A 23168-nucleotide genomic window follows, 5' to 3' on the forward strand; every position below is an offset into this window, starting at 1 on the left:
CCCGCCCGAAGACGTGTTCGACACGCGGGCGCGGCTTCGAACATCCGTTCGGATGTTCGGCTAGGCTCGTCCTCGACAGCAGGAGGAGCGACGCATCCCTCCACATCCCGCCCTCCTGGGCCACGGATGTCGGTGGTCGGCCATACGGTCGATGCGTCGGAACACACCGCAACCGCCTTGTCGCGAGACGCCGCGGGTCAGCGCCGAAGAGCGGGGCTCGCAACGTGGAACGACAGCCTAGAGGCAGCAGCATCGAGCATCCAAGGAGCCAGCAATGCCATCACCCGCAGACCGCGAGAAAGCACTCGAGACGGCGCTCGCCCAGATCGACCGACAGTTCGGCAAGGGGTCGGTCATGCGGCTCGGCAGCGAAGAGCGCGCTCCGGTCGAAGTCATCCCCACGGGGTCCATCGCGCTCGATGTCGCGCTCGGCGTCGGCGGGCTTCCCCGCGGCCGCATCATCGAGATCTACGGGCCCGAGTCCTCGGGCAAGACCACGCTCACGCTGCACGCGATCGCCAACGCGCAGCGCGCCGGCGGCATCGCCGCGTTCATCGACGCCGAGCACGCGCTCGACCCCGACTACGCGAAGAAGCTCGGCGTCGACATCGACTCGCTGCTCGTGTCGCAACCCGACACGGGTGAGCAGGCGCTCGAGATCGCCGACATGCTCATCCGTTCCGGCTCGATCGACCTCGTCGTGATCGACTCGGTCGCGGCGCTCGTGCCCCGTGCCGAGATCGAGGGCGAGATGGGCGACTCGCACGTGGGCCTCCAGGCGCGCCTCATGTCGCAGGCGCTGCGCAAGCTCACGGGTGGCCTCAACCAGACCAAGACGACCGCGATCTTCATCAACCAGCTTCGCGAGAAGATCGGCGTGTTCTTCGGCAGCCCCGAGACCACTGCGGGCGGCAAGGCGCTGAAGTTCTACGCGTCGGTCCGCCTCGACATCCGCCGCATCGAGACGTTGAAAGACGGCACCGAGGCGGTCGGCAACCGCACGCGGGTCAAGGTCGTGAAGAACAAGATGGCGCCGCCCTTCAAGCAGGCCGAGTTCGACATCCTCTACGGGGTCGGCATCTCGCGCGAGGGCAGCCTCATCGACTACGGCGTCGACCAGGGCATCGTCAAGAAGTCGGGTGCGTGGTACACCTACGACGGCGACCAGCTGGGGCAGGGCAAGGAGAACGCCCGCAACTTCCTCATCCAGAACCCCGACATCGCCGCCGACATCGAGCAGAAGATCCTCGTGAAGCTCGGCATCGGTCAGGCTGCGGGCGCCGCGCCGGCACCGTCGAACGTCGAATCGATCGCGCCCAAGCTCGGGCGCAAGGGCGCCTGACCTCATGCAGCGACGAGACCGGGAGGGGAGTGGGATGACCGACGCCGCCGAACACCTCGCCCCGGTCTCGTACCTGCCGTGGGTCGTGCCGGGCGAGCCCGCCGTGGAGGCGGGGCCTTCGCCCGAGCGCGTACCCGAACCGGAGCCCGAGACCGACGAGTCCGCATTCGAACGCGAGCCCGAATCCGAGCGCGAGCCCGAATTGGAACGCGAGCCCGAACCCGAGCGCGAGCCCGAATCCGAGCGCGAGCACCGGCCCGACGCGTGGGCGCGCGGTGGCCGGAGCGCCATCGGCCGTCATCCCGCCGGTTCGCGGCGGCGCAGTCGATTCACCATCGTCGACGACGATCTCGATGAGACCGGCGCTGAGCGAGACGCCCGAGTCGACCGGCTCGTGGTCTCCCGGCTCCGCCGGTCGGCGCTGTCGGTCGCCGAGGTCAGGGCGGTGCTCGCCGAGCACGGGCTCGACGAGGCCGAGATCGAGGAGTGGATCGAACGCTACGAACGGCTGGGCTACCTCGACGACGCCCGTCTCGCCGAACAGCTCGTGCATGTCAGCGGGTCGCGGCGAGCTCGGGGCAGCGGCGCCATCCTGCAGGAGCTCAGCCGCCGTGGTGTCGATGATTCGGCCGCACGATCGGCCATCGAACAGCTCGACCCCGACCTCGAGCGCCAGAACGCCCTCACCGTCGCGGAACGCCGGGCGCGCCAGCTCACGGGGCTCGACCGGCAGACCGCCGAGCGGCGCCTGGCGGCGTTCCTGCAGCGTCGGGGCTACCCGTCCGACGTCGTGCGCGAGGCGGTGACGGCCGCGCTCTCAGCCGAGGGCTCGTAAACTGGTGCGATCATGAGCACCCTGCACCAGGTCTCGCCCGCCGAGGCCACCGAGACCGCGCCCGCGCCGCGGACCTATGAGGTCCGCACCTTCGGGTGCCAGATGAACGTGCACGACTCCGAGCGGCTGAGCGGCTCGCTCGAGGCGGCCGGGTACGTGCCCGCCGACGGAGCCGAACCCGACATCGTCGTCATCAACACGTGCGCCGTTCGCGAGAACGCCGACAACAAGCTCTACGGCAACCTCGGCCACCTGGCCGGAGTCAAGCGACGCCACAAGGGCATGCAGATCGCCGTCGGCGGCTGCCTGGCCCAGAAGGACAAGAACGTCATCCTCGAGAAGGCTCCGTGGGTCGATGTCGTCTTCGGCACGCACAACATGGGCTCGTTGCCGAGCCTGCTCGAGCGCGCCCGCCACAACGACGAGGCGCAGCTCGAGATCCTCGACGCGCTCGAGGTCTTCCCGTCGACGCTGCCCACGAAGCGCGACTCCACCTACAGCGGCTGGGTCTCGATCTCGGTCGGCTGCAACAACACCTGCACGTTCTGCATCGTGCCGGCCCTGCGCGGCAAGGAGAAGGATCGGCGCCCCGGCGAGATCCTCGCCGAGATCCAGGCCCTCGTCGACGACGGCGCCGTCGAGGTGACACTCCTCGGCCAGAACGTGAACTCCTACGGCGTCGAGTTCGGCGACCGTCAGGCGTTCGGCAAGCTGCTGCGTGCGGCAGGCGAGATCGAGGGGCTCGAGCGCATCCGCTTCACCAGCCCGCATCCTGCGGCGTTCACCGACGACGTCGTCGACGCCATGGCCGAGACGCCCGCCGTCATGCCGCAGCTGCACATGCCACTGCAGTCGGGCTCCGACCGCATCCTCAAGGCCATGCGTCGCTCGTACCGTTCCGAGAAGTTCCTCGGCATCCTCGACCGCGTCCGCGCGCGCATCCCGAACGCGGCCATCTCGACCGACATCATCGTCGGCTTCCCCGGCGAGACCGAGGAGGACTTCCAGGAGACCCTCCGCGTCGTCGAGGCCGCGCGATTCGCCTCGGCGTTCACCTTCCAGTACTCCGTCCGGCCGGGCACACCCGCCGCCACCATGGCGGAGCAGGTGCCGAAGGAGGTCGTGCAGGAGCGCTACGAGCGGCTCATCGCCCTGCAGGAGCGGATCTCGTGGGAGGAGAACCAGCAGCTCGTCGGCCGCCCGGTCGAGGTGCTCGTCTCCACGGGCGAAGGCAAGAAGGACGCCGAGACCCACCGGCTCAGCGGGCGCGCCGAAGACAGCCGGCTCGTCCACTTCGAGGTGCCTGCGGGCTCCGAGCTCCCGCGTCCGGGCGACGTCATCTCGGTCACCATCACCCAGGCCGCGCCCTTCCACCTGCTCGCCGACTCGCTCGACGACGCCCCGCTGAAGATCCGCCGTACGCGCGCGGGCGATGCGTGGGATCGGGCCGAGGCGGAGAGCTGCGCCGTCCCGGCCGTGTCCGGGGCCTCCGGCGGACGGGTCTCGCTCGGGTTGCCGACCCTCCGCGCGCGGGGTACCGAGCCGCTCGTGGCCCCCGGCGTCGGCACGATGCCGATCTACGACCCGAGCGACGACCAGCGCTGACGTGACCCTCATCGCGGTCGTCGGGGCGACGGGCACCGGCAAGTCCGACTTCGCGCTCGACCTCGCCGAGGCGTTCGGCCGTGTCGGTCGCGTCGCCGAGGTCGTCAACGCCGACGCCATGCAGCTCTACCGCGGCATGGACATCGGCACGGCGAAGCTGACCGAGTCCGAGCGACGCGGCGTGCCGCACCACCTGCTCGACGTGCTCGACGTCACCGAGGAGGCGTCGGCCGCCGCCTACCAGCTCGACGCCCGCGCGGCCATCGACGACATCGTCGGCCGTGACGGGGTCGCCCTCCTCGTGGGCGGATCGGGGCTGTACGTGTCGAGCGTGATCCACGACTTCCGATTCCCGGGCACGGATGCCGCGATCCGCGCGCGCCTCGAGGCCGAGCTCGCCGAGACGGGCCCGGGCCTCCTGCACGCGCGTCTGCGCGCCATCGACCCCGAGACGGCCGCGAGCGTGGATGCGCAGAACGGACGCCGGATCGTGCGCGCCCTCGAGGTGATCGAACTCACCGGCGAGCCGAAGGCCGCGCGCCTGCCCGACGAGCCAGTGCCGTGGCGCGAGCACCGCATCGTGCACCTGCGGAGCGTTCGGGCCCGGTTGGTCGAACGGCTCGACGCGAGGGTGGCGCGCATGTGGGCGCAGGGCCTCGTCGACGAGGTTCGGGGCCTCGTGCCGCTGGGCCTCGAGCGCGGCGTGACGGCCAGGCGGGCGATCGGGTACGCCCAGGCCCTCGCGGAGCTTCAGGGGCGATCCTCGCAGGACGAGGCCATCGCCGAGACCCGCCGGCTCACCCGCACCTACGCGAGACGTCAGGTCGGCTGGTTCGGGCGCTACCGCGACGCGACCGAGATCGACGCCGACGATGAGGTCGCCCGAGGCGCCGAACTGGCCCGGCAGGCGGCCCTAGACTGAGTCAATGTCCTTCGATCTGCGATTCACCAAGGGGCAGGGCACCGGCAACGACTTCGTGCTCTTCAGCGACCCCGAGGGCGACACCGAGCTCACGCCGACGCAGATCGCGGCCGTCTGCGACCGTCGGTTCGGGGTGGGCGCCGACGGGATCATCCGGGCCGTGCGCTCCGCCAACCTCGACGCCGGCGCGGCCGCCCTCGCCGAGGATCCGAAGGCGACGTGGTTCATGGACTACTGGAACGCCGACGGCAGCGTCTCCGAGATGTGCGGCAACGGCATCCGCGTGTTCACGCGGTACCTCCTCGACCAGGGGCTCGCCGACCTGCACCCCGGCGAGTCCATCGCGATCGGTACGCGTGCCGGTGTCCGCGCCGTCTCGCGCAACGGCGACGGGTTCCAGGCCGACCTCGGCGTCTGGCGGCTCGCCGGCGGCGAGCCGCTCGTGCGCGCCAAGAACCTGCCCGTCGCACGCCCGGGCCTCGGCATCGACGTCGGCAACCCGCACGTCGTCGTGGCCCTCGCCGACGACGACGAGCTCGATGGACTCGACCTCGCCTACCTGCCGATCCTCGACCCCGTCCCAGAGGCCGGCGCCAACGTCGAGTTCGTCGTGCCCGCCGAGCCGCTCGTCGAGGAGGGCGTCGGTCGCATCCGCATGCGGGTGCACGAGCGCGGCTCCGGCGAGACCCTCTCGTGCGGCACGGGCGCGGTCGCCGCGGCCCTCGCCGTGCGTCACTGGGCGGGCGCCGGTGCGCCCGACGTGTGGCGCGTGCAGGTGCCGGGCGGCGTGCTCGGCGTCCGCGTCGTCGCCGAGCCCGACGGTGAGCACGTGCTGCTCTCGGGTCCGGCCGAGCTCGTCTTCGACGGGGTGCTCAGCCTCGCCTGATCGCGTCGGCGCTCAGGTGCCGGCCGCGCGACCGGCTGCCAGCACGCGGAATCCCTTGGAGTTCGCGGCGCGTTCGACGTCGAGGTGCAGCTCGTCGCCGAGCCACCGCTGCAGCGACTCGGCGCCGAGGTGCTTGGCCACCACGAGCCAGGCCACGGCGTCGTGGTCGAGGCGCGGCAGCCACTGCCCGAGCATGGCATGCAGCTCCTGCTTGCCCACGCGGATGGGCGGATTCGACCAGATCGTCGCGAATCGCACCTCCGGCGGAACATCGGAGGGCAGCACGGCGTTGACATTGGTGATGCCGAGTCGGGTGCAGTTGCGACGCACGAGGTCGAGGGCGCGTTCGTTCACATCGACGGCCCACACCGTGGCATCCGGTGCTCGCATCGCGAGGCTCAGCGCGATCGGTCCCCAGCCGGCGCCGAGGTCGAGAAGGTGTCCCGAGGCGGGCGGCTCGGGCACGGTGTCGAGGAGCAGGCGAGTGCCCTGGTCGAGATGCTCGGGGCTGAAGACGCCGGCCGCCGTGACGACCTCGACGTCGCGACCGGCGAGGCGCACGCGGATCGTGCGGGTGCCGGGATCGCTCCGAGGCGACGACGAGAAGTAGTGGTCGGAGCTCATACACGCAAGCTATCGCACACGAAGAGAAGTAGGGTTGACACGATGAACGAAGCCGAAGACCGCCCCATCGACGACGCCGTCGAGCGGGTGCTGCGCAGCGCCGACTCCAGGGCGGGCGTGGCGCGGTTCGGTGCGGCCGGTGCCGCCGCGATCCAGCACGAGGTGGATGCCGCCGACGCGCCGTCGACCGATGGCGACCAGTTCGACCGTGAAGACCGCGCCGCGCTCCGGCGGGTGAGCGGCCTGTCCACCGAGCTCGAAGACGTCACTGAGGTCGAGTACCGACAGCTCCGGCTCGAGAACGTCGTGCTCATCGGCGTGTACTCCCAGGGCTCGCAGGAGGACGCCGAGAACTCCATGCGCGAGCTCGCCGCCCTCGCCGAGACCGCCGGCGCGCGCGTGCTCGACGGTCTCCTGCAGCGGCGTCCGCACCCCGATCCCAGCACCTACCTCGGCAGCGGCAAGGCCGAGGAGCTCCGGCACGTCGTGGCGGCGCTCGGCGCCGACACCGTGATCGCCGACACCGAGCTCGCGCCGAGCCAGCGGCGTGCGCTGGAAGACGTCGTGAAGGTCAAGGTCATCGACCGCACCGCGGTCATCCTCGACATCTTCAGCCAGCACGCGAAGAGCCGGGAGGGCAAGGCGCAGGTCGAGCTCGCCCAGCTCGAGTACCTCCTCCCGCGCCTGCGCGGCTGGGGTGAGTCGATGTCACGCCAGGCCGGTGGCCAGGTGGGCGGTGCCGGCGCCGGCATGGGCTCCCGTGGCCCCGGTGAGACGAAGATCGAACTCGATCGCCGCCGCATCCACTCGCGCATGGCGAAGCTGCGCAAGCAGATCGCCGGCATGAAGCCCGCCCGCGAGGCCAAGCGCGCCAACCGGCGACGCAACGCCGTGCCCTCGGTGGCCATCGCGGGCTACACGAACGCCGGCAAGTCGAGCCTCCTCAACCGCATCACGGGAGCGGGCGTGCTCGTCGAGAACGCCCTGTTCGCGACCCTCGACGCCACCGTGCGACGCAACACGACCGAAGACGGCCGCGTCTACACCATCGCCGACACGGTCGGCTTCGTCCGGAACCTCCCGCACCAGCTCGTCGAGGCGTTCCGCTCGACGCTCGAGGAGGTGGCCGACGCCGACCTCATCGTGCACGTCGTCGACGCGGCGCATCCCGACCCGGCCAGGCAGATCGCGACCGTGCGCGACGTCATCGGCGAGGTGGGCGCACGGGACATCCCCGAGCTCGTGGTGTTCAACAAGGCCGACCTCATCACTGCCGAGGAGCGGCTCGTGCTCCAGGGCCTCGAACCCGACGCGGTGTTCGCGTCGGCGCGCACCGGGGCAGGCGTCCCCGAGGTGCTCCGGGCCATCGGGCGCATGCTGCCCGACCCGGCGGTGGAGATCGACCTGCTCGTGCCGTACGACCGGGGTGACATCGTGTCGGGCCTGCACGAGAGCGGGCGCGTGCTCTCGGTCGACTACGTCGAAGACGGCACCCGCATCCGGGCGCTCGCCTCGCCCGAGCAGGCGTCGCACCTCGCCGAGTTCACCGCAGCATCGGTGCCCGCGTAACATTCCGCGTCTCCCGGTGTCACGCGGTGTCACACGCGTGACCGGGTCATCGGCCCTCGCGTATCGTCGCACCTGATCGTGGCGAGCGGCCGGATGCCGCCCGCCTGGAGCGACCGCCGAGCCCGGCACCCGCCCGCGACACCCACCCGCCGTGACGGCTGGTCGGACGCGGCGTGTGCTGCGTCCCGACCTCCCGGTGCGGCATCCGCACCAGGAGCACCATGACCGGAATCGCGCGCGGGAGCGGCAGCGGTCGGTCGAGGCCGCCCGTCTCGTTCGAGCTGTTCCCACCCCGAACGGATGCCGCGGCGCTCGCCCTCGGCAGCACGATCGACCGGCTCGCCGACGTCGACCCGGCGTTCATGTCGGTGACGTTCGGCGCGGGCGGATCCTCGCGCGACCGATCCCTGACCGTGCTGCGGCACATGCTCGAGCACACCGACGTCGAGCCGATGGCGCACCTCACGTGCGTCGGATCGAGCCACGCCGAGGCGAACCGCCTCGTGCGCGAGTTCCTCGACGCCGGTGTCACGAGCTTCCTCGCGCTCCGCGGCGATCCGCCCGCCGGCGCCGACCCCGAGGCGGGCCTCGGCGACCTGCAGAGCGCCGCCGAGCTCGTGCAGCTCATCCACCGCGTGCAGGAGGAGCGGGAGCCGTTCGGGCAGGCGGGGATCCCAGGCATCCCGGGCGTCACCCGCATCCGTGCGCGGCCGAGACCCGAACGGGTCGCGGTGGCGGCGTTCCCCACAGGGCATCCGCGCTCACGCGACCTCGAGCAGGACATCGACACGCTGCTCGCCAAGGAGGTCGCGGGCGCCAACCTCGCGATCACCCAGCTGTTCTGGGAGGCCGACGACTACCTCGGATTCGTGGCGCGCGCCCGCGCGGGCGGCGTGACCATCCCGATCCTGCCGGGCATCATGCCGGTCACCACGCCGGCGCGCCTCACCCGGCTCGCGGAGCTCACGGGCGTGCCCGCACCCCGGTCGCTCGCCCACGCCCTCGAGCGCGCATCCGACCCCGACCGGCAGTTCGCGATCGGCGTCGAGCACGCCACGCGCCTTTCCGTCGACGTGCTCGCCGGCGGCGCCCCGGGGCTCCACCTGTACACCTTCAACCGCCATGAGGCCGTGCTCGCCGTGCTCGACCGGCTCGGCCTCCGAACGCCCGCGAACGCGGCCATCGAGAGGAACACGACACCATCATGAACGCCCCCGCATTCCCCACCGGAACCATCCTCGGCTACCCCCGCATCGGACGCCGCCGCGAGCTCAAGCACGCGGTCGAGGACTTCTGGGCGGGCCGCATCGACGCCGCCGAACTCGAGGCGCGCGCCGCCGAGCTGCGCGCCGCGACCCGCGAGCGCCTCGTCGAGCTCGGGCTCGGGCGCGACGACTCGTCGATCCCCGAGTCGTTCTCGTACTACGACCAGGTCCTCGACGCGGCACTCGCCGTGGGTGCGGTGCCCGAGCGGTTCCGCCGGCTGCAGGACGAGCACGGCGAGGTCGACCTCGCCGGCTACTTCACCATCGCGCGCGGCGAGGGCGATGACGCTCCGCTCGAGATGACGAAGTGGTTCGACACGAACTACCACTACCTCGTGCCCGAGATCGGGCCCGACACCGAGTTCTCGCTGCACGCCGAGCGGATCGTCACCCGGTTCGCCGAGGCCAGGGCGGCCGGATACCTCACCCGGCCCGTCATCGTCGGCCCCGTGACCCTCCTGCTCCTCGCCAAGCCCGCCGACGGTGCTCCCGCCGAGTTCCATCCGCTCGACCGGGTCGCGGATCTCGTGCCCGTGTATGCCGCGCTCCTCGCCGAGCTCTGTACCGCGGGGGCCGAGTGGGTGCAGCTCGACGAGCCGGCGCTCGTGAGCGAGAGCATCGACGTGCCGCGCGAACGCGTGATCGCGGCGGTCGGCGCCGCGTACGATGCGCTCGGCGCCGCCGACCGCCGACCCTCGGTGTTCGTCGCCACGCCCTACGCGGCACTCGACGTCGCGCTGCCCGCCCTCGCGGCGACACCGGTCGAGGCGATCGGTCTCGACCTCGTGCGGGGCAGCGTGCCCGAGCACCTCGACCCGGCGACCGCCGCATCCCTCGCCGCGAAGACCCTCGTCGCCGGCGTCATCGACGGGCACAACATCTGGCGCGGAGACCTCGCCGAGGCGTTCGAACGCCTCGAGGCGTTGCGACGGCTGTCGGCCGACGTCGCCGTGTCCACGTCGACGTCGCTCCTGCACGTGCCGCACGACGTGACCGAGGAGACGGCGCTCGACCCGCGGCTCGTGAGCTGGCTCGCATTCGCCGACCAGAAGGTGGCCCAGGTCGCCGCGCTCGAGCGGGGCCTCGTCGCCGGTCGCGCCACGATCCAGGAGGAGCTCGACGCGGCATCCGCCGCCCTCGCCGATCGAGACGGCGCACCCGGCGTGCGGGTGCCCGCCGTGCGCGACCGCTTCGCCGGGCTCGCCGACCACCACTTCGCGCGCGCCGCCTATGAGGAGCGCGTCGAGGCGCAGGAGTCGCTCGACCTGCCCGCGCTGCCGACCACGACGATCGGCTCGTTCCCGCAGACGGGCGACATCCGCCGAGCCCGCGCGCGCCTCCTCACGGGGGAGCTGAGCGAGCCCGAGTACCGCGCGCTCATGCACGAGGAGATCGCGCGCGTCATCCGGCTGCAGGAGGACCTCGGCCTCGACGTGCTCGTGCACGGCGAGCCCGAGCGCAACGACATGGTGCAGTACTTCGCCGAACTGCTCGACGGCTTCGCGGTGACGCAGCACGGCTGGGTGCAGTCCTACGGCTCGCGCTGCACGCGTCCGTCGATCCTGTGGGGGGATGTCTCCCGGCCCGAGCCGATGACCGTCGCGTGGTCGACGTTCGCCCAGTCGCTGACCGACAAGCCCGTGAAGGGCATGCTCACCGGGCCCGTGACGATCCTGGCGTGGTCGTTCGTGCGCGACGACCAGCCGATCGGCGATACGGCCCGGCAGGTGGCGCTCGCCCTGCGCGACGAGATCGCCGACCTCGAGGCCGCGGGCATCCGCATCGTCCAGGTCGACGAGCCGGCGCTGCGGGAGCTGCTGCCGTTGAAGCGAGCCGACCAGCCGGCCTACCTCGACTGGTCGGTCGGGTCCTTCCGCCTCGCGACGGGTGGTGCGGCGGCCGCCACGCAGGTGCACACCCACCTCTGCTACTCCGAGTTCGGGGTGGTCATCGATGCGATCCGCAACCTCGACGCCGATGTCACCTCGATCGAGGCGGCGCGCAGCCGCATGGAGGTGGTCGACGACCTCGCGACGAGCGGCTTCGACCACGGCATCGGCCCGGGTGTCTACGACATCCACTCGCCGCGCGTGCCGGGCGCCGCCGAGGTGCGGTCGCTCCTCGAACGGGCGGTGGCCGAGATCCCCGCGTCGCGGCTGTGGGTCAACCCCGACTGCGGACTGAAGACGCGCGGCTACGAGGAGACGGTGGCGTCGCTCGGGCACATCATCGAGGCCGCGCGTGCCGTGCGCGAGGCGATCCGGGTGCCGGCGACGGTCGACTAGGCCGAGGATCCGGCTGCGGCATCGCCCAATGTCGCCGTTCCCGCGTCACGTCGCCTGCGCAGCGGGCACGGGACGCGGGAACGGAAACGTGCGAGGGCCGGATGTCGCGAGCATGCGGCATCCGGCCCCGGACCTCGACGGCCGCGGCACACCGTCGCTCGGAATGCAACCCCACCGCCGCGTCAGGCGATCGCTCAGGGACGTGACGTACCGTCGGATCATGCGACTCGCGGTTCACGAATGGGGTGGCGGCACCAAGACCGCCGTCCTCATCCACGGCATCATGTCGGACTCGCGCGCCTGGCACCGGGTCACGCGCGAGCTCGAGGAGCACGGATTCCGCGTCATCGCCGTCGACCTCGCCGGCCACGGACGCAGCCCGCGGTCGAGGAACTACTCGCCCCGCGCCTGGGCCGACGACGTGGTCGAGACGCTCGCGCCCCTGCTCGACCGTCCGCCCGATGTCGTGATGGGTCACTCGCTCGGCGGCCTCGTCGCGAGCCTCGTCGCCGACCGACTCGCGCCGCGTGCGGCGATCTACATCGATCCGGCGTTCTCGTTCCCGACCGGCCTGCGCGGCTTCGCGTTCAAGCTGTTCTTCGCGATCGCCCCGCGCCCGCGGCGTTCGGCGCTCGTGCGGATGAACCCGAAGTGGAGCGCCGCCGACGTCGACATCGAAGTGGCGACGCTGCGCGACTGGGACAAGCGCACCATCCTCGGATTCGTCGACACGCGACGCCTCGTGCCGCCCGCCCGCGTCGTGGCGCCGAGCCTCGTGGTGCTCGCCGAGAAGAGCCTGCTCATCACCGAGCGGGTCGCGGCGCAACTGCGCCGCACGGGCATGACCGTCGCGACCGTTCCCGGCACGGGCCACACGGTGTTCCGCGACGACCACGCCGGGTTCATGGAAACGGTGTGCGAGTGGTTGTGCGACCACGTGCGCATCGGTGAGCGCGTGCAGGTGCCCGCCGCCGTCGCGGCGTAGCGGCCGTGCCGTAGCCGGCCGCACGCCCGGAGGCATCCTGCCGCGGATCAGACCGCGCGGAGCACCGCGACGACCTTGCCGAGCACCTCGGCCTGGTCGCCCAGGATGGGCTCGAACGCGGAGTTGCGTGGCAGCAGCCACGTGTGTCCGTCGCGCTGGCGGAACACCTTGACCGTCGCCTCGCCGTCGAGCATGGCCGCGACGATCTCGCCGTTCTCGGCGGTGGGTTGCGACCGCACGACGACCCAGTCGCCGTCGCAGATCGCCGCATCGATCATCGAGTCGCCCACCACCTTGAGGATGAACAGCTCGCCCTTGCCCACGAGCTGGCGGGGGAGGGGGAACACCTCGTCGATCTGCTGCTCGGCCGTGATGGGGATGCCTGCGGCGATGCGGCCGACGAGCGGCACCATGGCGGCGTCGCCGACCGGCGCGGGACCGGCGTCGCCCGCGGTCGCCGGTCGATCGGTGCCGGGCAGCTCGATGAGCACCTCGAGTGCGCGCGGACGGTTGGGGTCGCGGCGGAGGTAGCCGGCGAGCTCGAGCTGGTTGAGCTGGTGGGTGACGCTCGAGAGGGAGGAGAGGCCGACGGCGTCGCCGATCTCGCGCATGCTCGGCGGGTACCCGCGGGAGGCGACGGAACGCTGGATCACCTCGAGGATCGCGACCTGCTTGGCGCTCAGGCTCTTGCGTCGACGCTGCCTGCCGGCCTCGCGCACATCGTCGATGTCGGTGCTCAACGTCTCCGCCCCTCGTTGCGGTCGCACGCGACCGGATGTCGGTGGTGTCTGATCGACTGTCGTCGGACATTCGAAACTGTATCCGGCTGCGGTCGGTGCGGCAAACATTCGTTCGAGTGTGTCGCGGAATTCGCGCCGCACGAGACTGCGGGTGTCGCTTGCGGGTTCGATTGTTCGAAGATATATTCGGAACAGAGTTTCGCATCGGCCCTCCCGGCCGAGGGCCGATGCGGCTCCCACAGGAGGTGTGACATGAGCGCAGCGATCGTTTCCGGCGGGTTCGGCGCATCCGTGCGACCGCAGTCCGCCATGGTTCCGCCCGCGACGGCGACGTCCTCACCCCGTACGCGGCTTCGCCTCACACGTCGCGGCCGTGTCGTCTTCACGAGCCTCGCCGCACTCCCGCTCGTGGCCTGGGCCCTCGTCACCATCCTCGGTTCCGGGGGCGCGGCGGCCGATGCGGGCGCAGAGCTCGGCACCCGCACGTTCGAGTACGTCACGGTGCACCAGGGCGACTCGCTCTGGGCGATCGCCGAGTCCATCGCCCCGCAGGGCGACCCACGAGACGTGATCGCCGAGATCATGCGGCTCAACGGGCTCGATGTGGCCACCGTCGAGCCCGGTCAACGGCTCGCCCTCCCGGTCGTGCCCTGATCGGCGTGGCCGAGACGGCCGAGGTCGCGTGGCTAGCATGGACGGGTGACGAGCCTCGATGACCTGCCCATCCGCGACGACCTGCGTGGTCGCACTCCGTACGGCGCCCCTCAGGCGTCCGTGCCCGTCGCGCTGAACGTCAACGAGAACACGCATCCGATCCCCGAGGATGTCGCGCACGACATCGTCGCCCGCGTGGCCGCCGCGATCCTCGGCCTCAATCGCTATCCCGACCGCGAGTTCACCGCCCTCCGCGGAGCGCTCGCCGACTACCTCGGCCATGGACTCGACCCCGACCGCATCTGGGCGGCGAACGGATCGAACGAGGTGCTGCAGCACATCCTGCAGGCGTTCGGCGGCCCCGGCCGCTCGGTGCTCGGCTTCGCGCCGACCTACTCCATGTACGGCCTGCTCGCCTCGGGCACCGGCACCGGGTGGATCACCGCCGGCCGAGACGAGGACTACGAGCTCGGTCCCGAGACCGCGGTCGCCGCCGTGCGCGAGCACGATCCCGACATCGTGCTGCTGTGCGCGCCGAACAACCCCACCGGAACCCCGCTCTCCCTCGACACCATCGCCGCGGTCGCCGACGCGGCACGGGGCATCGTGGTGGTCGACGAGGCGTACATCGAGTTCGCCGACCCGGGCACGCCGAGCGCGCTCACCCTGCTCGAGGGCCGGCCGCGCCTCCTCGTCTCGCGCACGATGAGCAAGGCTTTCGCCTTCGCGGGCGCGCGGGTCGGGTACCTCGCCGCGGATCCCGCCGCGATCGACGCGCTCCGACTCGTGCGGCTGCCGTACCACCTCTCGGCGCTCACGCAGGCGGCGGCACTCGGTGCGCTCGCACACTCCGACGAGATGCTCGCGATGGTCGGCGAGATCCGCACGCAGCGCGAGCGCATCTCCGCCGAGCTCGCCCGGCTCGGGTTCCGTCCGTACCGCAGCGGCGCCAACTTCGTGCTCTTCGGGGGGGTGGACGACCCGCACGCGGTGTTCGAGGCGCTCCTCGCGCGGGGCATCCTGATCCGCGAGATCGGCCTGCCCGGAAGCCTCCGGGTGACCGCGGGAACCGAGGCGGAGACGACCGCCTTCCTCGAGGCGATCGCCCTGTTCGCCCCGGCGGACGCCCAGCAGGGCGGCGAATAGGCCAGCAGGGCGGCGAATAGGATGGAGCCATGACCCCTCCCGGCTCCCCGCGTACCGCGCGCGTGCAGCGTGAGACGAGCGAGTCGAGCATCGACCTCTCGCTGAACCTCGACGGTTCGGGCGTGAGCGACATCGAGACGACCGTGCCGTTCTACGACCACATGCTCACGGCGTTCGCCAAGCACTCGCTCACCGACCTCACCGTCCGCGCCAGCGGCGACATCGAGATCGACGTGCATCACACCGTGGAGGACGTCGCGATCGTGCTCGGCCGGGCCATCCGCGAGGCGCTCGGCGACAAGCGCGGCATCTCCCGCTACGGCGACGCGCTCGTGCCGCTCGACGAGGCGCTCGCGCAAGCCGTCGTCGACGTGTCCGGCCGACCGTTCCTCGTGCATTCCGGTGAGCCCGCGGGCTTCGAGTACCACCTCATCGGCGGCCACTTCACGGGCTCGATGGTGCGGCACGTCTTCGAGGCCATCGCCTTCAACGCCGGGCTCACCGTGCATGTCAACGTGCTCGCCGGCCGCGATCCCCACCACATCGCCGAGGCCGAGTTCAAGGCCTTCGCGAGGGCGTTCCGGCAGGCGAAGTCCCTCGACCCGCTCGTCAGCGGCGTCCCGTCCACGAAGGGCGCGCTGTGAGCCGAACGCGACGCGTCGTCGTGCTCGACTACGGTTCGGGCAATGTCCACTCCGCGGCCAAGGCGCTCGAGCACGCCGGCGCCGACGTACAGGTCACGGCCGACCGCGCGGCGGCGATGGAGGCCGACGGGCTCGTCGTGCCGGGCGTGGGCGCGTTCAAGGCCGTGATGGACCAGCTCCGCGCGGTGCGCGGCGACGAGGTGATCGACCGCCGCCTGGCCGGCGGCCGCCCGGTGCTCGGCATCTGCGTGGGCATGCAGGTGCTCTTCGAGCACGGCGTCGAGCGCGGTGTCGACACCGAGGGCCTCGGCGAGTGGCCGGGCACGGTCACCGAGCTGCCCGCCCCGGTGCTTCCGCACATGGGCTGGAACACCGTCACCCCCGACGAGGGATCGGTGCTCTTCGCGGGCATCGAGCACGAGCGGTTCTACTTCGTGCACTCCTTCGGCGCCCAGAAGTGGGAGCTCGACGTCATGCCTCCGTTCCCGAAGCCGAAGCTCACGTGGGCGGAGCACGGCGGGCCGTTCCTCGCCGCCGTCGAGAACGGGCCGCTGTCGGCCACCCAGTTCCATCCCGAGAAATCGTCGGACGCCGGCATCCGGCTCCTGGGCAACTGGCTGGGCTCGCTCGCCTGATCGCACGGCGTGCGGAACGTGCGGCGTCATGCGCGAACGGCGGTGCCTCGGTCGGACTAGGATGCTGTGACTGTGCCGACGTGGCGTTCACAGCCGACGAACAAGGACAGTGATGAGTGAGTTCAACAAGACCCCGCGTCTCGTGCTGCTGCCGGCGGTCGACGTCGCCGGTGGCAAGGCCGTTCGCCTGACGAAGGGCGAGGCGGGCACCGAGACGAGCTACGGCGACCCGGTCGATGCAGCGGCCGACTGGGCCGCCCAGGGCGCGGAGTGGATCCACCTCGTGGACCTCGACGCCGCCTTCGGCCGCGGCTCGAACGCCGGCGTGCTGAAGAAGGTGATCCGGCAGGTGCGCGGCGTCAACGTGGAGCTCTCCGGCGGCATCCGTGACGACGCGTCGCTCGAGCACGCCCTCGAGATCGGTGCCAAGCGCATCAACCTCGGCACCGCCGCGCTCGAGAACCCCGAGTGGGCCGCTTACGTCATCGCGCAGTACGGCGAGGCGATCGCGATCGGCCTCGACGTGCGCGGCAGCACGCTCGCCGCCCGCGGCTGGACGAAGGAGGGCGGCGACCTCTGGCAGGTCATGGACCGCCTCGAGGAGGCCGGCGCCGCGCGCTACGTCGTCACCGACGTCACGAAGGACGGCACACTGCAGGGTCCGAACGTCGACCTGCTCCGTCAGGTGATGGAGCGCACCCACCGCCCCGTGGTGGCGTCCGGCGGAATCTCAAGCCTCGACGACATCGCGGCGCTCCGCGAACTCGTGCCGCTCGGCCTCGAGGGCGCGATCGTCGGCAAGGCCCTCTACGCCGGCGCGTTCACGCTGGCCGAGGCGCTGGATGTCGCCGGACACTGATCCCGGCGCGGCGCACACCGGGGCCGACTCCGCGGGCGTCCCGTGGGCGGGCCGGTCGTTCCAGCCGAACCCGCATGCCGCCGACGACGGGCGGGCGCCCGAGGCCCTCGCCGCCGCGATCCGGCGGTTCCGTTCGGGTGACGGCGCGCAGGGGGATGTCGTCGCGGCGTTCGCGACGTCGCGCCTGCTGATCCCGCTGCTCGCCGAACTCGGCGATGGCGGGGCCGAGGTGGGCGCGCACGGCCTTGCCGTCGACAAGAGCCAGGAGCTCTCCATCGTGACGGTGGAGGGCCCCGACGGTCGTCGCGTGCTCCCGGTCTTCGCGTCGGTCGAGGCGATGTCGCGGTGGAACCCCGGGGCCCGGCCGGTCCCGGCCGACGGCGTGCGGGTGGCGCTCGCTGCGGCCGACGACGGCACCGACCTGGTCGTGCTCGATCCCGGCTCCGACACCGAGTTCGTGCTGCGCCGGCCGGCGGTCTGGGCGGTGGCGCAGCAGCAGTCGTGGCATCCGTCGTTCGAGGCGCCCGAGGTGCGGGCAGCGTTCGAGCGCTCGATCGGCACCGAGCTGTCCGTGCTCGGTATCGAGCTCGGCCCGGGGGACCCCGACGCCAGGCTCGCCGGCCCCGAACTCGTGGTGCGGGTCTCCCTCGTCGACGGCCTCACGCGACCGGAGCTCGATGCGGTGCTCCAGCGGCTCGCGGCCCGGTGGGCGGCCGACGACGCGATCGCGACCCTCGTCGACTCGCTCGCCGTGCGGCTCGTCGGAGCGCGCCCGGCTCCCGACGCCCCCTCCGACTGAGCGCGCCCCGCCGCCGCGGCGTCGTAGGGTGGCCCGTATGGGGGAACGCGAATGGGAGTCACCGGGCGGCGACACGGGAGAGCAGGGCAGGACGGCAGAGCGACGGATGCCGCTGCGCCCGCCGTCCCTCGACGATGACGACGTGCCCCCGCCCCCACCGCGGCCGCCGCTCACGGACGAGACCAAGCCGCCCGTGCTGCGTGCCATCCCGACGCCCGCGATCGTCAGGACCGCACGGACGCTCTGGATCGTCGGGTTCGTGCTCGGAGGCGCGGCGGTCTTCATCGCGTTCCTCTCCCGTGACTCGATCGTCGACGAACTCACCGAACGGCTCGGCCGGCTCGCGCCGGGCTACGACGCCGACGAGGTGGCCTCGCTGGTCGATGTCGTGTACTGGTCGAGCATCGCCGGGCTCGGACTCATCATCACGATCGAGGCGGTGCTGCTCGGATCGCTGATGAATCGTCGCGGCGGGGCGCGGTGGCTGCAGCTGATCATCCTGGTGCTGCACGCGGGTGCGGCGCTCGTCGGCTCGGCGTTCCTCGCGATCGGCGACCGCGCCCTGCTCGTCGCGGCCCTACTGGTGGCCGGCTTCGCGCTCGGTGTCATCGCGTGGGCGCTGTGCCTCGCGCCCCCCGCCAACCGCTGGTTCCGCGTGCGGGACGAGGCGCAGCGGGCTGCGCTGGACTGACGTCGGCGCAGCCTGCACCACGAGCCCCTCGCAGGTCCGCGTGACCACCTGGCACGCCTCGACGGCGGCTCGGTCGAGGAGCGGGCTCCCCAGCAGCATCCGCCAGCGCTGGAGCGCATCGACGGCCGACCGGTGGACCTCGTCGTCGGGTGCGTCGTCGGCGAGGCCCAGCCGGCGTCGTGCCGAGGTGCCCGATCCGCCGATGAGCCGCTCGGCATCGGCGGCCTGCCCGGGCGCGAGCCCCAGCCCGACGGTGCGCGCGGCGGACAGCAGCGCGAGCTCGCGCAGTTCGTGCGCGTTCGACTCCAGGCGTTCGATCGCGTTCGCGAGGTCGGCAGAGCTCGGGCCGGGACGTTGCTGCATCAGCACTCCGAGCGCGGCCAGGGCTGTGCGCACCTTGAGGGCGTCGGCGCGGGAGCGGAACTGGTCGGACACGTGTCGTAGCAGCTCCTGCATGCCGCTGCGTCGGTAGAGCTCGTCGGCGAGCTCGGTGGCGTCGTCGCAGCCCGAGCGGATGACGACGGCCGACAGCCGGATGCCGAACATGCCGTAGCGGTCGAGGAGGCCGGCGCGATCCTCCGCAGACACGTCGATCGAGGCATCCGGCCGCACGAACCGGTCGACCGACACCAGCATCCGCTCGCGAGCCTGGCGGCCGAGCCGCGCGATCTCGCGGAATGCGTCGAACTCGCGCTGCCGCAGGGTGCGCGCCGACTGGGCGACGAGACCGGCGATCGGCACGACGTCGAGCGCGAGCGAACGCAGGGCGCCGTCGGATCGGTAGCGCTCGGCGATGGTCCGTGCGGAGAGGAGGGCGTCGATGCGGCCGGCGCCGATCTCGTCGGCGCGTGACAGCACGGCCATCGCGTTCACCGTGGCCGACGTGCCCGCGGCGGTGTCGTGGAACGCCGACAGGAACCCGAGGTCGGTCGAGTGCAGATGTCGCATCAGGTAGATGATGGCGTCGGCCTCCGATGGGGCGTCCTCGGGCGTGAGGAACGACGCCGACCGGGCGGAGACCGCGGTCGAGAGCGAGGCGATGCCCGGGGTGTCGATGAGGGTGACCTCTTCGAGCCGTGTCGACGGCCACTCGACCTCGATGCGTTCGACCTCTTCGATCGGGGTCCCGCCGAGGTCGATGACGAGCCGGCCGTCTTCGCGTCGCACGGGCAGGGGCGTCGTCGCGCCGCCCACGAGGTGCATCGTGATGCGCGGGGTCGGTCCGTGTCGGTACCAGGTGATCACCTTGGTGCATTCCCCGGCGTCGGTCGGGGCGATCTCCTCGCCGATGATCGCGTTCAGGAGCGTCGACTTGCCCGCCTTCACCATGCCCGCGATGGCCACGCGGATCGGCTCGCCGAGGCGACGGCGGAGCTCCTCGATCCGGGCGAGCGCCTCGGCGTCGTCCCGGTAGCCGGCGGCGGCGTCACCGAGGAGCGCGTCCGCCTCGTCGAGCAGGCGCAGGTTCACGCCCGGGCCGTTCCGGCCCTTGCGCGGGCCGCGCCGACGGCGGACACGGCGTTCGGGTCCGCCGCGTCCGCCGTCGGGGTGCCGGCAGAGCTGTCTGCGTCGACGTCGATCGCGCGGGCGCGTTTCGTCAGGGCGTCGACTCGCGCGAGGTCCCGCTTGAGGGCGGCCACGCGCTGGTCGCGCTCGGCCGCGTACGTGCTCGCCGCCTTCTGCGCCGCGAGCACCGAGTCGGCCAGGGAGCGGTGGTGCTCGTCGGCGATCGTGGTGAAGTGGTCGCGGGTCGTTCGCTGCACGAGCCGCAGCCGGTCGCGCAGCTGCTTGCCGACCTGGAAGATGATCTCGTCGACCTGACGGCGGATCAGGAACTTCGCCTCGTTCCGGCGGCGCTGCAGCCTGGCCTCGGTGTCGTCCTTGTACGCCTTGCGACCGATCACGGCGCCCGCGGCGAGCGAGAGCGGGTTGATGATCGACATGCCGATGATGCCCGTGATGATCCCCACCATGAGGACGCCGCCGTACGACCCCTTGAGCCCGATGTAGAACTTCTGCCCGGCCCCCAGGCGGCCCGAGTCGAGCTCGGCGACCTCGCCGACCGCGTCGAGGACGTCGCGCGTGTCGTCGACGTTGATGACGGGAAGCGCGACCTCGTCTTCGGTGAAGTGGCGCGCCACCTTCTCGGAGAGCCACGTTGCGCGCTCCTGAGTCCACACGAACGTGTCGGTGACGGCCGATGAGACCCGCCGCTCGAACCACTCCACGAACCGGTCCCACACCGGCCCCGGGTCGCCCTCGTCGATCGAGTCCTCGGCCTCGCGCTGGATGGAGCGCATCCGGTCGCGCAGGTCGTGCTCCATGTCGGCGATGAGGTCGGTGACGCCGTCGTTCAGGGTCGTCTGCCACCGCGACGACAGGCGCCGGAGCTCGTCGGCCCGACCCTTGGTGGATTCCAGCTGCGCCACGATCTCGGGGGTCTTCTCGGGGTTCTCGAGCGCACCGAGCTCCGCGTCGATGGCCAGACGCACGTGTTCCGAGGTCGAGAGCAGGTCGCTCGCCGTCGAGCGTCGTTGCAGCAGCTCGGCCCGGCCGACGATGTCCTTCCGGAGGTACGAGACGAGCGCCGGGAACCCGGACTCCGCGTTGAGCTCGGGGTCGGATGTCTCCACCGCCGTGAGCCGCAGGTGCGACGACACCGGGAACAGCGGGATGCCGGGGTCGATCGCTCGCAGGTGCGCGCGGTTCAGCTCCTCGACCTGACGCCATTGCGGGTACATGTCGGTCTTGGTGAGCACGCAGGCCACGTTCGGCGTGATCCGCATCGCGTGGCGGAGGAACTGGATCTCGGGCTCGGTGTACTCCTGCGAGGCATCCGACACGAAGAGCATCGCGTGGGCGGATGGCAGTGTCGCGAGCGTGGTGAGAGCGTGCGCGGAGGTGAGCCCGCCGACGCCGGGGGAGTCGATGAGGGTGAGGCCGCCGCGCAGGAGCTTCCGCGGGAGGAACACCTCGGCGCCGGTCACCTGGCGGTCGGTCTCGGGGGTGGCACGCTCCGACACGTAGTCCGCGAGCCGCGTGGGCGGCACCTCCACGCGTTCCACCCGTGCACCCGACTCCACCGTGCCGCCGCTCGACCGCTGCGCGAGCACGAATGCCGCGGGCGTCTCGCCGTGCCGCACGCTCGTGGGCACCGCCGTCGCGATGTCGTCGTCGACGGGACAGACCGGGGCGTTCACGAGCCCGTTCACGAGTTGGCTCTTGCCCTGCTTGAACTCGCCGACGACGATCACCCGGATGCTGGGGTCGAGCAGGCGTTCCCTGGTCTGCTCGAGCCGCCGACGCAGGTCGGCACGCGCGCTGCGCTCGGCCAGCGCGATGCCGACGTCGACGAGCTCGATGAGGTGCTGCATCACCGCGATCCCCCTTCGCAGGTCGTAGCCCATTCAACCAGACCCCGCACGGACCGGGCCCGGGGCGGATGACTCCGCCCCGGGCCGGGCCGCTGTGGTGGATGGATTACAGGGTCACGTCCTCGACCTCGACCTCGACGTCGGTCAGATCGCCGCCGCCCTGCTCGAGGTTGTTGTCGTTGAACGACTCCTCGACCTCGAGGTCGTCGACGAGGTCGCCGCCGCCCTGCTCGAAGTTGTTGTCGTTGAAGGAGTCCTCGACCTCGACCTCCTCGTTGAACGACTCCTCGATCTCGACATCGGTCACGACCTGGTCGCCGGGGCCGCTCTCGAGGTTGTTGCCGTTGAACGAGTCCTCGATGTCGGTGTTGGTGGAGTTGTCCTCGTTGAAGGACTCCTCGATGTCGACCTCGACGTCGGTCTCGTTGTAGGAGTCCTCGTTGAAGGAGTCCTCGATGTCGACCTCGACCTCGGTCTCGGTCTCGTTGAACGAGTCCTCGATCTCGACCTCCTCGTTGAAGGATTCCTCGATGATCGTCGTCGTCGAGTTGTCGGAGTTGTCGTTGAAGGAGTCCTCGATCTCGAGCTCGTTCTCCTCGTTGAAGGAGTCCTCGATGTCGACCTCGAGGTCGTACTCGGTGTTCCCGGCGATGACCGTGCCACCGGTCGTCGCGACGATGCTGCCGTCGCCGACGTTCGTCGCCGTGTTCTCGACCTCGTTGTTCACACCGACGATGCTGTCCTCGGCCCAGATGTTCGTGTTCACCGACTGGTCGTTGATGACGTCGCGGTCGTCGATGTAGGAGTAGTTGTGCACGACGTTGAGCAGCTTCGCCTTCGCCGCGGCGTAGTCGCCGTGGTCGTGGTCATGGCCGCCGCCGCCCCAGTGGCCGCCTCCGCCTCCGCCTCCGCCGCCGTTGCCGCCGCCGCCCCAGCCGCCTCCGCCGCCGTTGCCGCCGCCGCCGCCCCAGGCGCCGCTGTTGATGGTGTTCCCACCGGTGTCGTACTCGCGGTTTCCGACCGGCGAGAAGTCGAGCGCGACCGGCAGGACCGCGTCGACATCGGCCGCGCAGATGCCGTTGAGACCCGCGTTGTGCAGTGCGGTGTCAGGGTCGGCGGCGAATTCCGCGCCGGCTTCCGGGCTCTTCAACAGGCCCATCAGGAAGTCGAGCAGCGCCGTGGTGATGTTCGTCATGATCAGTCCCCCTCAGTGAGGTGTGCGTTCGTCGGCCGGCGTCTGTGCCGGCCCCCCACGAGGAAGCCTGTCCGTTCGCGCCCAGGCGGTCATCGGGGAGCATCCCCGTGCGT

General features: G+C 71.3%; 21 protein-coding genes. 16 read left to right on the top strand and 5 right to left on the bottom strand.

Going from position 1 to position 23168, the window contains the following annotated elements:
• The first annotated feature begins 274 nt into the window (after positions 1 to 274).
• From recA to dapF, 5 genes are read left to right on the top strand one after another with little or no spacing between them, the layout of a single operon-like run.
• Positions 275 to 1342, top strand: a complete 1068-nt coding sequence (recA, locus tag ACVFI9_RS08130) for a recombinase RecA (protein ID WP_474765654.1) — start codon at positions 275 to 277, stop codon at positions 1340 to 1342.
• A gap of 34 nt (positions 1343 to 1376) precedes the next feature.
• Complete coding sequence (locus ACVFI9_RS08135; RefSeq protein WP_474765656.1) at positions 1377 to 2177, top strand: regulatory protein RecX; 801 nt, start codon at positions 1377 to 1379, stop codon at positions 2175 to 2177.
• A 12-nt stretch (positions 2178 to 2189) separates the two neighbouring features.
• Positions 2190 to 3782 carry a tRNA (N6-isopentenyl adenosine(37)-C2)-methylthiotransferase MiaB gene (gene miaB / locus ACVFI9_RS08140; protein ID WP_474765657.1) on the top strand — a complete coding sequence of 531 codons (1593 nt, stop codon included), beginning with the start codon at positions 2190 to 2192 and terminating at the stop codon, positions 3780 to 3782.
• 1 nt (position 3783) lies between these two features.
• The gene (gene miaA / locus ACVFI9_RS08145) at positions 3784 to 4704 is read left to right on the top strand and encodes a tRNA (adenosine(37)-N6)-dimethylallyltransferase MiaA (RefSeq protein ID WP_474765658.1); all 921 of its coding nucleotides are present in this window, start codon (positions 3784 to 3786) and stop codon (positions 4702 to 4704) included.
• Between the two features lie 4 nt (positions 4705 to 4708).
• A complete protein-coding gene (gene dapF / locus ACVFI9_RS08150; RefSeq protein WP_474765660.1) occupies positions 4709 to 5590 on the top strand; it encodes a diaminopimelate epimerase in 882 nt (293 codons plus the stop codon).
• A 12-nt stretch (positions 5591 to 5602) separates the two neighbouring features.
• Here dapF and ACVFI9_RS08155 read toward each other — a convergent pair whose 3' ends face one another.
• The gene (locus tag ACVFI9_RS08155) at positions 5603 to 6214 is read right to left on the bottom strand and encodes a class I SAM-dependent methyltransferase (protein WP_474765661.1); all 612 of its coding nucleotides are present in this window, start codon (positions 6212 to 6214) and stop codon (positions 5603 to 5605) included.
• Positions 6215 to 6256: 42 nt separating this feature from the next.
• Between ACVFI9_RS08155 and hflX the strand changes: the two genes are divergently transcribed.
• From hflX to ACVFI9_RS08175, 4 genes are all read left to right on the top strand, one after another.
• Positions 6257 to 7783 (top strand): GTPase HflX, encoded by a 1527-nt coding sequence (hflX, locus tag ACVFI9_RS08160; protein WP_474765662.1) that lies wholly within the window; start codon positions 6257 to 6259, stop codon positions 7781 to 7783.
• A 221-nt stretch (positions 7784 to 8004) separates the two neighbouring features.
• Complete coding sequence (locus ACVFI9_RS08165) at positions 8005 to 8991, top strand: methylenetetrahydrofolate reductase (protein ID WP_474765664.1); 987 nt, start codon at positions 8005 to 8007, stop codon at positions 8989 to 8991.
• Positions 8988 to 11333 carry a 5-methyltetrahydropteroyltriglutamate--homocysteine S-methyltransferase gene (metE, locus tag ACVFI9_RS08170; protein ID WP_474765665.1) on the top strand — a complete coding sequence of 782 codons (2346 nt, stop codon included), beginning with the start codon at positions 8988 to 8990 and terminating at the stop codon, positions 11331 to 11333. The genes ACVFI9_RS08165 and metE overlap by 4 nt, the downstream gene beginning before the upstream one ends.
• 220 nt (positions 11334 to 11553) lie before the next feature.
• Positions 11554 to 12318: an alpha/beta fold hydrolase gene (locus ACVFI9_RS08175; RefSeq protein ID WP_474765667.1), complete on the top strand. Its 765-nt coding sequence runs from the start codon at positions 11554 to 11556 to the stop codon at positions 12316 to 12318.
• A 47-nt stretch (positions 12319 to 12365) separates the two neighbouring features.
• Here the strand turns inward: ACVFI9_RS08175 and lexA are convergent, their stop codons facing one another.
• Positions 12366 to 13046, bottom strand: a complete 681-nt coding sequence (lexA, locus tag ACVFI9_RS08180; RefSeq protein WP_474766207.1) for a transcriptional repressor LexA — start codon at positions 13044 to 13046, stop codon at positions 12366 to 12368.
• 264 nt (positions 13047 to 13310) lie between these two features.
• On the opposite strand from lexA, the gene ACVFI9_RS08185 reads away from it, so the two are divergent.
• From ACVFI9_RS08185 to ACVFI9_RS08215, 7 genes are all read left to right on the top strand, one after another.
• Complete coding sequence (locus ACVFI9_RS08185) at positions 13311 to 13712, top strand: LysM peptidoglycan-binding domain-containing protein (RefSeq protein WP_474765669.1); 402 nt, start codon at positions 13311 to 13313, stop codon at positions 13710 to 13712.
• 45 nt (positions 13713 to 13757) lie between these two features.
• Entirely contained in the window at positions 13758 to 14858 is a 1101-nt protein-coding gene (locus tag ACVFI9_RS08190; RefSeq protein ID WP_474765670.1) for a histidinol-phosphate transaminase, read from the top strand.
• Between the two features lie 29 nt (positions 14859 to 14887).
• A complete protein-coding gene (gene hisB, locus ACVFI9_RS08195) occupies positions 14888 to 15502 on the top strand; it encodes an imidazoleglycerol-phosphate dehydratase HisB (RefSeq protein WP_474765672.1) in 615 nt (204 codons plus the stop codon).
• Positions 15499 to 16137 carry an imidazole glycerol phosphate synthase subunit HisH gene (gene hisH / locus ACVFI9_RS08200; protein WP_474765673.1) on the top strand — a complete coding sequence of 213 codons (639 nt, stop codon included), beginning with the start codon at positions 15499 to 15501 and terminating at the stop codon, positions 16135 to 16137. Before hisB ends, hisH begins: the two co-directional genes overlap by 4 nt.
• Before the next feature lie 112 nt (positions 16138 to 16249).
• The gene (priA, locus tag ACVFI9_RS08205) at positions 16250 to 16996 is read left to right on the top strand and encodes a bifunctional 1-(5-phosphoribosyl)-5-((5-phosphoribosylamino)methylideneamino)imidazole-4-carboxamide isomerase/phosphoribosylanthranilate isomerase PriA (protein ID WP_474765674.1); all 747 of its coding nucleotides are present in this window, start codon (positions 16250 to 16252) and stop codon (positions 16994 to 16996) included.
• Positions 16980 to 17795 (top strand): SseB family protein, encoded by an 816-nt coding sequence (locus ACVFI9_RS08210; RefSeq protein ID WP_474765676.1) that lies wholly within the window; start codon positions 16980 to 16982, stop codon positions 17793 to 17795. Before priA ends, ACVFI9_RS08210 begins: the two co-directional genes overlap by 17 nt.
• 37 nt (positions 17796 to 17832) lie before the next feature.
• The gene (locus ACVFI9_RS08215) at positions 17833 to 18486 is read left to right on the top strand and encodes a hypothetical protein (RefSeq protein WP_474765677.1); all 654 of its coding nucleotides are present in this window, start codon (positions 17833 to 17835) and stop codon (positions 18484 to 18486) included.
• Here ACVFI9_RS08215 and ACVFI9_RS08220 read toward each other — a convergent pair.
• From ACVFI9_RS08220 to ACVFI9_RS08230, 3 genes are all read right to left on the bottom strand, one after another.
• Positions 18373 to 19956 carry a dynamin family protein gene (locus ACVFI9_RS08220; protein WP_474765678.1) on the bottom strand — a complete coding sequence of 528 codons (1584 nt, stop codon included), beginning with the start codon at positions 19954 to 19956 and terminating at the stop codon, positions 18373 to 18375. The genes ACVFI9_RS08215 and ACVFI9_RS08220 overlap by 114 nt on opposite strands.
• Entirely contained in the window at positions 19953 to 21860 is a 1908-nt protein-coding gene (locus tag ACVFI9_RS08225; protein WP_474765679.1) for a dynamin family protein, read from the bottom strand. The genes ACVFI9_RS08220 and ACVFI9_RS08225 overlap by 4 nt, the downstream gene beginning before the upstream one ends.
• Positions 21861 to 21966: 106 nt before the next feature.
• Entirely contained in the window at positions 21967 to 23055 is a 1089-nt protein-coding gene (locus ACVFI9_RS08230; protein WP_474765680.1) for an IniB N-terminal domain-containing protein, read from the bottom strand.
• Positions 23056 to 23168 lie beyond the last annotated feature (113 nt).

The sequence above is a fragment of the Agromyces sp. NSFZ genome, assembly GCF_056156205.1.